This window comes from Legionella sp. PATHC032 (assembly GCF_026191185.1).
In the GTDB taxonomy this organism is placed as follows: domain Bacteria; phylum Pseudomonadota; class Gammaproteobacteria; order Legionellales; family Legionellaceae; genus Legionella.
Genome location: NZ_JAPHOV010000001.1, coordinates 2,462,335 through 2,476,352, shown reverse-complemented (window position 1 = coordinate 2,476,352; position 14,018 = coordinate 2,462,335). Strand labels below are relative to the sequence as shown.

Below are 14,018 nucleotides of genomic sequence, written 5' to 3'. Positions count from 1 at the left end.
CCCCTATTTTTAATTCATAAAATAATCAAATAACTTTTATAAATTGAAATAAACAAAGAAAAAAATAGATTGGATGAATTATCCATGTGGTTTTTTTGTCAATACAAACCGTATATGAATGAATTAGGCGATATAATTTTCACTATGATAAATTCTATGATATTCCTTACTTAATATTTAGATAATAATAGATGAATATAATGTAGTTAAGATTTAGCGAATATTGCTCCATTTATTGTTTGGAAGAGTGCGAACTGGCAATTAGGGTTAATTATGAAGAGTAAAGAAGAACGATTTAATGAATGGCGCCAAGAAAAGGCGAAAGCAGAGCAGGCATACATTAAAACTGTTCCATTGGTGGAGGAATACATTAAATCATTTGATACTTTAGCTCAGCTTAGACATGATGTGGCTAATCCTGATTCTGAAAAAATTAAAAAAATGGACGCACATAAAAGGCGTACTCTGGGCGTTTTACTCTACGCCAAATTAAAATTGGATGAAGTCCTGGAAAAAATTCCAGATACTGATAGTCAGGAAAAGGATTTATTAGTTGAATTAAATAATACTGTAAGTAAAGTGTACGATAATCCCAAGTCGGATGCCAAAAACAGAGTGAAAGTTTTAATAGAAACGACAGAACACTTATTGGATATGGAAAATCATTCTGATCCACAATTGGCTAAAGAATTATGCGCCGATCTGTATGCTCTGTTATGTATTGCAAAGAGATCACTGAATAAAAATGCGATACTTGCGAGCTGGTTCATCAATGTTGATGAAATCAATCAAAAACTGGATGAATTATTAGAAAAGACAGAAGCAAAAGTCGAAAGCCTGGATACAATCCTGTCAGAGAAACCAAGTGAATCATCAGATGCTCATAAAGAAGACAAAACAATACAGGAATATTTTAATGAGCGATTCACGGAAATTTTAAGTAAAGATGAAGAGCAAATAACAAAACTGGATAAGTTAAAGGTTAGCCTCAAAGAGGTGACTGCAGGACTATCAAATATTGTGGTCTTAAGGAAAGAAAAGGTAGAAATTAGTGAAAAAATTAAAAAAATTGAAGCCTTACTGAAAGCAGTAGAAGAAAACGATAGAAAAGTAACAGGAAGACAATATTTTTTAGATTTGCTAGGCGGCCATAAAGATCACTTTAATGCTCTCATGAGTACTGACGGTGGGGAATTAAAAAAACAGTTGGCAGGGAAAATAGAACAGCTCAAGAACCCGGATTTGTATCAAACCGTTTCTTCGACCCTTTTATGGGGAGCAAGCTGGGCCACTTCTCTGGGAACAGTCATTTATCGCCAGGTAACTCCTCAAGCGGTTCAGGATACTGTTACAGCTTATGCTCCTGCAACCCTGGATAGTGAAGCAAAAACTCTTGTGAAGGAATTGGCGAGACAGCAGTTAATGGAGTTAAAAAAACAACTGGGTATGAAAGGTGATGAATTGGTTCAGGGATATAGGCAAATATCCGGTGATAGTCCCGAATTGGAAAAGCTGATAATGAATGCCACTTCAGACAATCTGGAACAAATTGCAACAGCAACAAAGGAAACAAGCAAAGTGATTGATGGATATGAGCAAATTGAGCTTAAGCTTAGGGATAATGTAGAAAAGCTTAAAGGAAATCAGATGACTAGAAGACAATTATCTGATTTTATTAAGAAAAACGACACCTGGATAGTAAAATTATCCAACTGGCTTGCGGAGAATATCCACGAAATATTTAAGTCAGATACAGCTCGGATGATTGATAAGGCTAGAAAAGCGCAACAAAAACTGGGAGAATTTGAAAGACAGTATCAAACGGAGATTGAAAGTGAAAAAGCAAAAATTGAAGATAATGATTCATTGTCCTCAGAAATGAAAATTTTTTTAAAAAATCAGTTTGAAGAAACAAAAAAAGCAGGTGGGGTGGAGCAGAAACCACAGAAAAGTCTCAGCAAGGAAACTCTGCAGAAATTATTTATAAACCTGTTGCCTGAACATGAAGAGCTCTCATCTGGGGTAACATTCAGACCGTTTAATTAATCAGGGATTAGAATAATGATATGAGCCAAGCCGTTGATCAAAGTCAAGTCATTGATCGATTAAATCGGTATCTCAAATGGCATAACATGCCAGTTAGCCTGAATGAAGAAGGAATTTGCAATGGCTTGGTTACCGTGTATGCAAAATACGTACTCGAAGGTAAAGAAAAGCGCTTTTTTGAATTGCTTGATCAGATAGTCAGAATGGAGCCAGACTCAGCAATAGAGTCGGAAGTCAATCAATTCGTCTATGATGTCGTTCTCACTTTATTCCCACATCAATTTAATAAAAAACTAAGTCAGGCTAATTCCATGTGTGCCTTGACAATAAACAATAAACCCTTGGTTTCTTCTTTTGATTTTGCAATTGCAACTCAAGATAAAAATTGGGAGGAAATCTTTAAAAATCTTGCTCTGCAAGAGGATGAGATTCTCCGTGTTTGTGGTACCGTGCATGCTGTAGCCGTCAGGAGAAAAAATAATAAATACATTGTATACGATCCTAATTACTCTTCTGGTACTAAAGAATTTTCGAATGAACACGAGTTGATTTCCGAGTTGCATTACAATGTGTTCGGCTATCATAATGGATTTTATATTAAGGGTGGTCTTTTGGGGATGATGATTAATGTCATTCGCCATCCCGAAAATAAGAAGCCAAGGGCTTTTCCTCAAATGACTCAGTTTTATGATCGTTATTTAACCGAAAATAATATTAATGACGTTGCTGTTTCATTTCATGGTGGAACATTTAATACTTTAGAGCATGCTGCAATGGTTAGTCATGCTGAGGTAATAAAAAATTTGCTTGAGAAAGGAGCAAAGGATAATGATCATCAGGCTTCTGGAAATGCTGTTATGTATAACAATATGGAAGCATTAAAAACTCTACTGGGAAAAAATAGAGAGACAGAACTCTTTCAAAGGCTATTTCATGCGGCTTTGGAGAACGGGAGAGACGAGGCATACGATACCTTATTTTCAATGAAAGGTGCTTTGCCATTTAATTCGTCTATTCAAGCCATTCGAGCTGCAGCAAAAGGGGGTAATTCTGTTCTATTAGCGAAGGTAATGAATTATTTTAAAAGAAATCATACCGGATTTTCTAATCTTGAGGATGCTATTCCTTCTGCGATTGCCAGTGGAAGTGTTCAATGTGTCAAATTACTGGTTAACCAATTAAATGAAAGTAAGAAATCTTTAGATGATAAAAAAAAGATGGAGTATTTGCTGGAGTCAATAAAGCAAAATCAATCCTACATGGTTGCTTATTTTATTAAAGATATTCCACCGGAACATTTAAAAACAATCTATATGAGTGTCTCTGCTGTTGAGAAAACAAATCTGCATATTTTGCGTCAGTTACAGAATTACGGGGTTCCATTTTCAGGTATGTCAAAGGCTGCTTTTGAGCAAAAAGAACACCGTCTTGTCGGTTTAAGACTGATACTAGGTATTTTTCTTTGTAAATTCACTGATTTTCTTAAAGAAATTTTGTTGAATGATTGCGGAATACATTGCCATCGATCGGAAGAGAATGGAGTAAAAAAATCATTTTTTGCCCTCCCAAAAGTGACGGATGCGGTTGAAAAATTACAAACTCCCAAACTTTATTGAGACACAGTACTAATGACAAACAGTACTCATAAGTTTATATTAATGAAATAAGATGGCCTGAAAGGAGCTTGGTTCATTGTGAATATCTTATTAGCAGGAGGCTCTGGATTAATAGGGCAAGAGTTAGTTCGTGGAATGGGAGAGAAGCACCATTTTACCGTACTGGGGCGTGATAAGGGCGTAATACAAAAGATTTTTACAACAAAAGCATCCTCTTTGTCCTGGGGTGAATTAAATAACCAGGACGCCAGTCGCTTTGACGTTGTAATCAATTTATGTGGTGTCAATATTGCCATTTCACGATGGACGCCAAAAATAAAAGAAGAAATAATCAGTTCAAGAGTTCAAACAACAGAAACATTGCTTCATTGGATTTTGCAGCAAAATGCCAAACCTCACTTTTATTGTGCCAATGCGGTTGGCATTTATGGCTTACAGGACAATGGTGATGCGACTGATTTGACCGAAGACACAGAAATTAATTGGGAACACCCAAAGGATTACTTGAGTGAAGTGGGAATTCGTTGGCAACAAACTTTAAAAAAGGCAGAGGAAGCGGGTCTCGCTGTGACTTCTACGCGTTTTGGGGTTGTTCTAAAAAAAGGAAAGGGTTTTTTGGGGAAGCTCTACCCCAGTTTTATTTGCGGATTAGGAAGTACTATTGCAGATGGTCGCCAGTATCTTTCCTGGATAGACAGTGAGGATTTGGTCAATGCCTATCAGTTTTTGTTAAATCATCCTGAAATTACCGGGCCTGTGAATGTGACCTCACCCAATCCCTGCATGCAACGAGAATTTGCTAAAGCTTTTGCCAAATCTCTGCATAGACCACTGCTATTGTGGACCCCTGCTTTCGTAATTCATCTTTTATTTGGTGAAATGGGTGATTGTTTAATCAATCATGGACAAAAGGTAAAACCCAAACGACTTTTGGAAGCTGGTTTTGAGTTTAAATGGCCTAGCATTGAAAAGGCATTAAAGCATCAGTATTCTGGTGCATAGCATCAGCATTTTCTAATAGATTGTATGTTTCTGAGGGGTATTTAAATACCCTGCCAGGTATTCAGTAACTTACAGGGTATTTATAGCGTATTAATTAACGAGCGCTTTTAAAGTATTGTTTTAACTTCATTGGAGAAATTTGAGAGCCATCTTTGATAGCAGCGGCAATTAAATTAGGAGTGCCTGTGTCATAACTGCAAATGATGTCTTCGTCTTGTTGATGAGGAACACCAGGAGCATTCATCATGCTTAACACTTCATTCGATGCTTCCAAAGCGCCTTCCTCGGAATCTGCTTCAATTGGAGCAATGAAAAAACCCCAAACAGAAGAGGTGCTGTAATCACTGATATTATAAGCCAGATAGTAATTCATGCCAATTTCTTCAACCATAGGCAAACCTTCCGCCTTGATTACATTGATATCCGGGCAAGCACCTTGTTGAGAAGCAAAAGCAGAACCGGCGAGAATTAAAGCGCCAAAAAAAGTCGCTAATTTAGATTGAAACATCATGTTGTTTACTCCTGAGTTGTTTTTAATTCCGCGCAAAGAGTATCATTTGCCTAGAAGATTTACAATAATGTTGTAATTTGCGATTGGAGGGTAAACGGAAAACAAACTGACCTTATTCTCAGGGGTGTTTTTATGCAATTTTTAAATGAAAAAATTCCTTTTTCTCAATCTTTGTATGAATTAAATGGAGTGAGAATTCAAAATAATAACAATTAATAGGACATGCTGTGCGAATTAGAATCTTTAGGCAGCAATTGTTTCCCAATGGCTTGCAAGAGGAGTTTTAGTTCTCTTTCATACATGGTTCTGTTATATCCACCTTCCAAGCCCCAATAGATGGTGTCAATGCAATCTTTATTCTCATTATACAAAGTGAATATGGATTCATAGAAGTAGCTTAGATCACCGTCATTAAAGCGGAATTGATGGGCAGCAGTTTTTCCCATCATCCGGCCATTAACAAATTTACCACAATACGCTGTTTCATCTTCATGAGAGTCCCACCCGGTAGGGAGATATAATGCAATTTTTTGCCCTTTTGCTTTCGCCTCCCTGATCGATTCTTTTAGTTGTTCTAAAGCAAAAAGAAGCGCAGGATGTACGCCTACTGATTTTCTGGATGTTAAGCTGAGATCCACGGCATAATAGTTTAAATTATTGTGATGCCAGACGTGGATATTCTTCCCTACATCTACGCCTTCAGAGTTGAATTCATTATTAATGTAGGCAAAATCTTGTTGCGGGTATACTCTGGAATCAAACACATCGATGTGGCAAATTGATAGATGGGAAAATGAGTGTCTTAAAATGTCACATAAACCATTGTCGCGATTAACGTCAGTTCCTATAATGACAAATTTGGGTGGTTGAGCTGAACTCAACTCAGCCTGTTTCATCAGCATGACTGTTTTATTGATAAGACAAAAACCGCTCCCCATTTGGGTGTAGGCATGATGGCTTGGCAAACCAAAAGAGAAATGAGCTTTTGCCGGATTGAATAGAGTTGTTGCGCAATCCCTGATTAAAATTTCAAAGGTTTTGGGAGTAACAACCAGATCCGCATTTAGTTGTTTAAAGCCAAAATGTTTCGCCTGAATACAATATTTAATGAGTTGATATAAATAATCTTCGGAATGAACGGCTCGTAATGCGCGTAAAATAATATCGTCTTGTGGCAGCAGATGAAAAAGTGCGTGGGCTTTTGGTGTATCCCCTTCATCTATCGCTGCAAATAAGTCTAGCCAGTAGTCTGGTAACCTGGTTTCCTGAGTTGTAATAACAGGTAAGCCCCCATATTTTTTTATAAGCGCTGACATATGTTTTATACGTAAGTATTGATCTTCTTCGCCTCCCGCCGGCATTCGGTGCATTTGCTCATTGTCTATTTCAGAGGGAATTTGGATAGCACATTCTTCACTGTATGGAGTGACAGGACTCTTGTTTTTCTCCATTTTTGCTTTCTTAAAAAATCCTTTATCCTTGGCCATATCCATTCCTAAATAACTGGGTTCATTTATTATTTTTAGAATAGGCGAGTGGGAGATTTTAATCCAGAGATTTGTTAAGTTGGTGACTATCAAGACAGAAGGTACTACTTTATAATGTAAGTAGAGATCAGGGTAGGGTGTCATTTAGTCCTGACTCATACAATTTCTCCATTATCCAATTAAGTCGAGGGTCTATGGTACAACATGACATAATCCAACTGCCTCCAAAACCTTATGGCGCTCATCTAATCACTAATGAAGTGATGCAAAAAATTACTCTGAGAGGTACTGGATTATTACATTTGTTTATTCAGCATACCTCCGCGGCACTTGCTTTAAATGAAAACGCTTCCCCTGATGTACTGATTGACCTCAACCATTTCTTTACTCAACTTGTTCCTGAACATCAGCATTATCACCATGACATAGAGGGACCAGATGATATGCCTGCTCATATTAAATCTATTTTGTGTGGCTCTTCTTTAACCATTCCATTTCAGGAAAACAAGTTGCTATTAGGTGTTTGGCAAGGTATTTATTTAATGGAATTCAGAAAGCAGGCAGGAGCAAGAACAATTGTTGCCAGTCAATTGATTTAGGATTCTAAGATTGAGCCATACTCGTGATTGAATCAATGTGAGCTATCTCCTGTATTTTCCTGTCTCTCATAAGTAAGAAAATCCTTCTGTTTTTAACTATACTTTATATTATTTTGGAACCAGGGCAGCCTCATGATGACTGATCATTACTTGTCTAAGAAAAAGATGTTCGCTGTGGCCTCTTGTTTATTTTTACCAAATCAGGTTTTGTTGGCTAATGATACTGCAGTGGGTGGGGAAGGATCTTTACCAATTCCTGTTTCTCAGCCGCACATAAAAATGGTCAGTGAGTTCATCAGGATCAGTGGAAAGAATTTAAATGAACCTCAGATGAATGGTTCCTGGCATTATAATTGTAATTTCACTTTTAAAAATACCTTAAATAAAGAAGTGACTATTTCAATGGCTTTTCCATTTCCTATAAACGACGGCAATTCAGAAATTGCCTTACCAGCAGGACAACAGACCAATGTTGGTCAAGCATTGGTTTATGATTTTCAAATTACAGTCAATGACAGGCAAGTTCCAGCACAACGCGGTAATATCGCTCCAGATCAGAATAAAGGTTTGTATTATGAGGATGCCTATTTCTGGAAAACCACATTTCCGCCGTTAGGAACAGTGAATATTCATCATGATTATTCGACAGGAGCTACTTATGATGTGATGGGGTATCATTGGGTTCGTTACGTTTTAAAAACAGGTGCGCTTTGGCAGGATGGCAGCATTGGACATACAAGGCTTGAAGTGATACCCAATACACCAACACGTTTATGCTCTGAGATAGAGCCAAAGGCAGACTACCTCAATCCTACCCCGCCAGGAATGAAAATTTCAGGCTCACGAGCGAATAGAAAATACATATGGGATTTACGGCATTTTCAACCCCAAGCAGATTTGTCACTTTGTTTATTTACGGGGATTAGCTATGTTCGTTATAAGGTGATTTACCCTTGGTTGAATTCAGATGACGCATTAAGCAAATTAGCCAGATTAAGTAATAAAGAATTACGATTCTTACGAAATACTATTTATGCGCAATATGGGCGTCCATTTCAATCACCCGATTTACAGGAATACTTTAGCAAGAAATGGTGGTATGTGCCAAATCCTGATTATTCAGACAGCATGCTCAATGAAGAAGATAAGAAATTATTGTCAATGATTAATCAGGCAAAATAAACTCAATCGCTAATAAGCTCTTTATAATGAATCCCATATGAGGCCTCTAAATTAATAAAAGCTGATTTTGACAGGTGACTATAACCACCCAGGTAATATTCTTTATGTTATTTCTTGTATTTGTTGCTGGATCGCGTGAGAAAATCATTGTTGCGATGTTATTGAGATGCATTCTTACTATAATGTCCTACTAATTCAGCCGTATCTATGATATCGCCTTTCATGGCATTCACCACATCTTGGGCAGTGGCTTCTGGGCCAAAACTAAGGTAAGTGTCCAAAGCGTAGAGTGTAAAATAGTAACGGTGTGTACCTGCGGGCGGGCAGGGACCACTGTAACCTGTCGTATTCCAGCTGTTTAACCCACTGGTTGCTCCAGCAGGAGTTGCTGTTCCTTCAGCGAGCTGTTTCACTTGAGCAGGTATATTAAATAATACCCAATGTATCCAATCACCTGCAGGGGCATCAGGATCATGTACTATTAACACATAGGATTGGGTTCCCAGATTGGGATCATGCCATATTAATGGGGGAGAATAATTTAAGCCGCTGCATGTGAATTTTTGAGGAATGACAGCATTCGATGCAAATGCCGGGCTTTCCAATGTTAATCCTGCAGGAAAACACGGTGTAACAAGTAATGCAGAGCAGAATAATGTCAAGATGAGATTTTTTAATATGACCATCATGTTCCCTGTTTCTATTATTGACTTCGCAATAAGATTATTGAGAGCCCCGGTTTTTCATAAACCCCTTTAAATTATAGATTACGATTGATACACTTGTGATTTCTTTTTCATCAGGACTTACGAAAACCCCCAATCTCTTTGTTAAAAAAAGTTTTTAATTCGGTCATTTAGTTTATCTAGACTCCCTCATTAAAAATATTTTTTGCCTCGACCTTGGGTTTTTCATAAGTCCTGTTTATATGAGAAATGTCTTGTGCTGTTGTTTAGAAAATTTTCTGACCCTATAATGAATTCCCAGTATTTTTAAAGGAATAATTTCTATGAAAGCAATAGGTTACTACCAGTCTTTACCCATTACAGATAATAACGCATTAATGGACCTGGATGTTTCTGTTCCCAAAGCAACTGGCCACGATATTTTAGTTGAAATCAAAGCCGTTGCAGTGAATCCGGTAGATACCAAGGTGCGCCGTAATGTTCAGCCGGAGTCTCAGCAACCCAAAATATTAGGTTGGGATGCTTCTGGGGTAGTCACTGAAATCGGATCGGAAGTGACTATGTTTAAACCAGGTGACGAAGTATGGTATGCCGGTGACTTAACCAGACCAGGGTCTAATTGTGAGTTTCATTTGGTTGACGAACGTATTGCGGCCAAAAAACCGAAATCATTAGGCTTTCGAGAGGCTGCAGCACTCCCATTAACCAGTTTAACTGCTTGGGAGCTTTTATTTGATAGATTGCAATTATCAGCAGAAGATAAAGGGGTTCTATTAATTACAGGAGCGGCGGGGGGCGTGGGTTCTATTTTGGTGCAACTGGCAAGGCAACTTACCCAGTTAACTATCATAGGCACAGCGGCCCGTCCTGAATCAATTCAGTGGATCATGGATAACGGGGCCCACCATGTCATTGATCACACTAAAGACATGAAAGCTCAATTGCAGAATTTACATTATTCTGAAGTGGATTATGTGATCAGTTTGACCCATACCGATCAACATGCCAAATCTTTGGTTGAGATCCTGAAACCTCAAGGGAAATTTGCTTTGATAGATGATCCTCAGGATTTGGATATTAAGCTATTTAAATTAAAGAGTATTTCTATTCACTGGGAAATGATGTATACCCGATCTATGTTTAAAACCCCGGATATGATCAAGCAACATGATATTTTAACAGAAGTGGCCAGATTGGTGGATGCCGGTAAAATCAAGACAACAATTGCTGAGTGCCTGGGGTCAATCAATGCTGAAAACTTAAGAAGAGCACATGCTTTACTGGAAAGTGGTACTTCCAGAGGAAAAATTGTTTTAAGTGGATTCTAGTCAATTTAGTTGCCTCCTTAGTTTATGCCTGCTGTACAAAGTACTTTGCAGGCATTGCTTGTGTTATCTCACCAAAAATTCGTCGAACAACTTGTATTTAAAAAATATCTTTTAATTGAAAATTGGACATGATGTTTTATCGTGTTCTATATTAATTAGTACAGGGAATAAAAATATAAGATCAATTCAATCACAAGGAAAAACTATGATTATTTATCTGCTATGGTTATTAGCAGTAACATCATTTAATTTTTCAACGTCTACGATGTCAGTGTCAAAAGCCGAGCCTCAAAGGAATCTTTTATATAGTGAAATACCGTCAATCAAGATGCCTTTGAATGAAATAAAAACAATGCTACAAAAACAGGGAACTTCTCTTCAACCTGCTGTTATTGATAAAGTGATAACGACCATTCAATGCGCTAATGCTTATCAAGTGGATAGAAATAATATATTGACTATTATTGATTATTCCATGCCTTCGAATCAAAAACGGTTGTGGGTGTTTGATTTGGGTAAGAAAGAATTATTATTTCATACTTATGTATCACACGGCATAAAATCAGGGACTCTTTTTACTGATAAATTTTCAAATAAATTTGATAGTAAAGCCAGCAGTATTGGTGTTTATAAAACAGAACAAGCCTATTATGGCCGAGAAGGATTGTCTTTACGATTAGTGGGTTTGGATACCAAGTTTAATGATAACGCCTTTAATCGTTATATTGTTATGCATGGCGGATGGTATATGGATGAACAATTCATCAAGAGATATGGGAGGCCTGGCCGTAGTTGGGGTTGCCCTGCATTACCTTTGCCAATTAAAAAGCAAGTTATTGATACTATAAAAGATAATTCTTTACTGGTTATTTATTATCCCAGCGATGAGTGGTTTAATAAGTCAAAATTTTTAAATTGCGGTAAACAGAAATCTGATCAAGTCATTTTTAACAGGCTTTCTGAGACCCAAACTCCTGTTGATGATGAAATACGGGAAGATATTTTGTTTGTGGATCTTAATAAAAATAATAGTCGTGAAGAGAATGAACCTATCATTACTATGTCAGCAGATGCTTATGAGCGTATTTTTCATTCTCAACCTCCTTTATCCCGCATGTTAAGACGTCAAATTAACAACGCAGAATACATTGCTTTGAGTAAGGAAGAGTTTAACAAACTGGTTCATCAGGGAAATAGGGAAGGTTTGGGAGAAATCCATTTTGTAATACCTGTCATTATTATGGAGCATGGGTATTATGAAACCCAAATGCAAATCGTCAATATGGGTAAGATTAAGGACGTTCAACCCAATTCTGATACGTCTCGTGTTACGCAGGAACCTGCTAAAAGCTATAGAATAGATTTTGAATCAAAACCAGCCCTCAATTTAAAAACAACAAACCGCTTTATTCGATGGTTAGGGCTATAATTTCAATTTATTACCCTGTTTAGCTACAGGGTTCAGTTTATTGACACTAGCTATGTGTAATATGAACAGCATAAGGTCCTTGGTAAAAGTCCCCTCCTTTTCCAAATAAATTATCCAGATCAAACACATTGGGCATAGAGTCATGGCCATGAACGTAATTAATGCTATAGCGTTTGTTATTAGGATTAGCGTGGCGTTCGAGGATAGAATAATCACGATTCCACAATATTTGCTTAATTGGACTTGCTGTGTTGGTCTGATTATGTTCTTCGTTAAGTTCCTTGTAATGTTTAGTGAACGTATTAGAGAGTATCCATTGTTTTATTTTGGAGTTAATTGCGTCAAGACTTTTGGTTAATTCATACAAGTTAGAGTCATTGAAAGGAACTTGCAAATCATTGGCTAATGTTGAGATTATTCCCAAATCAATGGGCGCATGAGTATAAATAGTAAGCTCATTTTTATCTTTATTATGCGTATAACCAGGAAATACTATATGTTTTAAGTAATGATATTGAATCATTTCCAAAATATCCTGTTTATCAATCAATCCCCGATCAATAAGTCTTCCCATATTCAGCATGGATTGGACTGTGGATTCGTTTTCACCTTCACCATAAGGATTATAGTTAAAAGATTGTTCAGGTCTTTCATAGGCTGTTAAGAAAAAGTTGCCGTGGTTGGATAGAATCACATCAAAAGGGACATTGGCCTGGTCGAGCTTTTTATAAATAACCAAAGTGTAATAGTCATTCATACCGCGATCACATAGATCATCTCCCAGAAAACGTATCTTGTGTTGCGTATTGATTTCAGCGGAATTGATTATGATTTGGAAAAAGGATAAATCTTTTGTTGTCAGTTCATCAGGATTTTTTTGGTAGATAGTCACAAATAACTTATAGTCCTCTTTATCCACTTTAATCACATCATTGCGAATTAAAAAATAGAGCAATTTCAATGCATTTCCATGCAAATCACCAATAGTGATTTCTACACCAGGCGGATAACTATTGATTTCCCTGGGATATTGTTTCAGGTTTGCTTGCTTGACGTACAGTTCATTGTATGGTTTTTCCTGTTCGGCGAATGATTGAGAAAAATAACAATGAATAATAAAAATGATGAAAAGTAACATGCGGTTCATGAGTGCTACATCCTGTAAAAATTTTTTATTGATCTGTGTCGATAACCGTATCTAGTAAACTAGGTATACCTTGGTTTGTTCATGAAAGCAATGGTAGACCACTTGCCTCGACCTTGGGGTTTATCGTAAGTTCTGTTAGGGTAAAGTGAAAACGTTTTGATGAGCGGAGTTTCTGCACTGCAGAAACGTTTGCAATGCAGCAATACAATGAAAGAAACAGGTTATTCAGGAGACTATAAAAGTGAAATAAGCAAAAGACAGGGCCAGAGTATAGAGTATCATCAACAAAAAACGCCATGTGAATTTAAGCGACACGGTTAACCAGACAAAAATTAAATGGGTTATTAATAAACCATAAATGATTGTCTTATTGATTGTCATATTACTTTCAGAGGCAAAAATATAATGGCTTGCAGGAAAAGCATTCATCCCTACTACTACAGTCGCCATAATGATAATCAGATACAATAAATAAAGTACAGCTGCATAGGCAAGCAAGCAAAGTTCTATTGACTTTTTTTTATCAAATTGTATTAAAATCAAAAGAATGACTACTGAAATGACCGCAATGATATTGAATTTAATATAGGGCGAGGCCAGTATGGGAAACAAAGTGATATTTTCCAAAGGCCAAAACCATTCAATGAAAATTGTTATCAGGAACAGCGGGAGAAATAACAGCCCTGTTACTAACAGTGAATTTTCTTTTTTCTTAATCCCAATAAGGTCAAAGAGCTTGTGAATGTTATGAGTCGAGTTCACCATGTTCCAGAGCCATGGTGTTACGAAAAGTAAAAAAAATGCAACAAAAAGAAACAGTAAATTGATGGGGCTTGCTAAAAATGAGAAAAAGGACTCTTGCATTATTAATTCATCATTGAATGCTGGCTTAGGTTAAGTATAGCTAATGCATGTCATAATGGTAGCTTTAATTCAGATTTTGCAGATGGTTCTTTTTATCGTATTCTATTTGCACAACGGATAA

12 protein-coding genes are annotated in these 14,018 nt (G+C 37.0%); 7 read left to right on the top strand and 5 right to left on the bottom strand.

Annotation, left to right across the window (positions count from 1 at the left end; translation table 11 throughout):
* Window positions 1-273 precede the first annotated feature (273 nt).
* From OQJ02_RS11035 to OQJ02_RS11025, 3 genes are all read left to right on the top strand, one after another.
* On the top strand, window positions 274-2,046 hold the full coding sequence (locus OQJ02_RS11035; RefSeq protein ID WP_265719087.1) for a purine NTPase: 1,773 nt from the start codon (window positions 274-276) through the stop codon (window positions 2,044-2,046).
* Between the two features lie 20 nt (window positions 2,047-2,066).
* Window positions 2,067-3,662, top strand: coding sequence for an ankyrin repeat domain-containing protein (locus OQJ02_RS11030; protein ID WP_265719086.1), 1,596 nt, complete (start codon window positions 2,067-2,069; stop codon window positions 3,660-3,662).
* A gap of 78 nt (window positions 3,663-3,740) precedes the next feature.
* On the top strand, window positions 3,741-4,664 hold the full coding sequence (locus OQJ02_RS11025) for a TIGR01777 family oxidoreductase (RefSeq protein ID WP_265719085.1): 924 nt from the start codon (window positions 3,741-3,743) through the stop codon (window positions 4,662-4,664).
* Between the two features lie 94 nt (window positions 4,665-4,758).
* On the opposite strand, the gene OQJ02_RS11020 is transcribed toward OQJ02_RS11025, so the two are convergent.
* Together OQJ02_RS11020 and OQJ02_RS11015 are read right to left on the bottom strand one after the other, a co-directional pair.
* Window positions 4,759-5,175 carry a DUF4949 domain-containing protein gene (locus OQJ02_RS11020; RefSeq protein ID WP_027222315.1) on the bottom strand — a complete coding sequence of 139 codons (417 nt, stop codon included), beginning with the start codon at window positions 5,173-5,175 and terminating at the stop codon, window positions 4,759-4,761.
* A gap of 212 nt (window positions 5,176-5,387) precedes the next feature.
* Window positions 5,388-6,662 (bottom strand): acetylpolyamine aminohydrolase, encoded by a 1,275-nt coding sequence (locus OQJ02_RS11015; protein ID WP_265719084.1) that lies wholly within the window; start codon window positions 6,660-6,662, stop codon window positions 5,388-5,390.
* Between the two features lie 194 nt (window positions 6,663-6,856).
* Between OQJ02_RS11015 and OQJ02_RS11010 the strand changes: the two genes are divergently transcribed.
* Both OQJ02_RS11010 and OQJ02_RS11005 read left to right on the top strand, forming a co-directional pair.
* Complete coding sequence (locus OQJ02_RS11010; RefSeq protein WP_106194934.1) at window positions 6,857-7,261, top strand: secondary thiamine-phosphate synthase enzyme YjbQ; 405 nt, start codon at window positions 6,857-6,859, stop codon at window positions 7,259-7,261.
* 132 nt (window positions 7,262-7,393) lie between these two features.
* Window positions 7,394-8,443 (top strand): YARHG domain-containing protein, encoded by a 1,050-nt coding sequence (locus OQJ02_RS11005; RefSeq protein WP_265719083.1) that lies wholly within the window; start codon window positions 7,394-7,396, stop codon window positions 8,441-8,443.
* A 158-nt stretch (window positions 8,444-8,601) separates the two neighbouring features.
* Here OQJ02_RS11005 and OQJ02_RS11000 read toward each other — a convergent pair whose 3' ends face one another.
* Window positions 8,602-9,129, bottom strand: a complete 528-nt coding sequence (locus tag OQJ02_RS11000) for a YbhB/YbcL family Raf kinase inhibitor-like protein (protein WP_265719082.1) — start codon at window positions 9,127-9,129, stop codon at window positions 8,602-8,604.
* Window positions 9,130-9,452: 323 nt separating this feature from the next.
* Between OQJ02_RS11000 and OQJ02_RS10995 the strand changes: the two genes are divergently transcribed.
* Both OQJ02_RS10995 and OQJ02_RS10990 read left to right on the top strand, forming a co-directional pair.
* Window positions 9,453-10,457: a zinc-binding alcohol dehydrogenase family protein gene (locus tag OQJ02_RS10995; RefSeq protein ID WP_265719081.1), complete on the top strand. Its 1,005-nt coding sequence runs from the start codon at window positions 9,453-9,455 to the stop codon at window positions 10,455-10,457.
* Window positions 10,458-10,662: 205 nt separating this feature from the next.
* On the top strand, window positions 10,663-11,886 hold the full coding sequence (locus tag OQJ02_RS10990) for a murein L,D-transpeptidase catalytic domain family protein (protein ID WP_265719080.1): 1,224 nt from the start codon (window positions 10,663-10,665) through the stop codon (window positions 11,884-11,886).
* A gap of 46 nt (window positions 11,887-11,932) precedes the next feature.
* On the opposite strand, the gene wip is transcribed toward OQJ02_RS10990, so the two are convergent.
* Both wip and OQJ02_RS10980 read right to left on the bottom strand, forming a co-directional pair.
* Window positions 11,933-13,033, bottom strand: coding sequence for a Dot/Icm T4SS effector Wip (gene wip / locus OQJ02_RS10985; RefSeq protein ID WP_265719079.1), 1,101 nt, complete (start codon window positions 13,031-13,033; stop codon window positions 11,933-11,935).
* Window positions 13,034-13,258: 225 nt separating this feature from the next.
* Window positions 13,259-13,798: a hypothetical protein gene (locus OQJ02_RS10980; protein ID WP_265719078.1), complete on the bottom strand. Its 540-nt coding sequence runs from the start codon at window positions 13,796-13,798 to the stop codon at window positions 13,259-13,261.
* Window positions 13,799-14,018 lie beyond the last annotated feature (220 nt).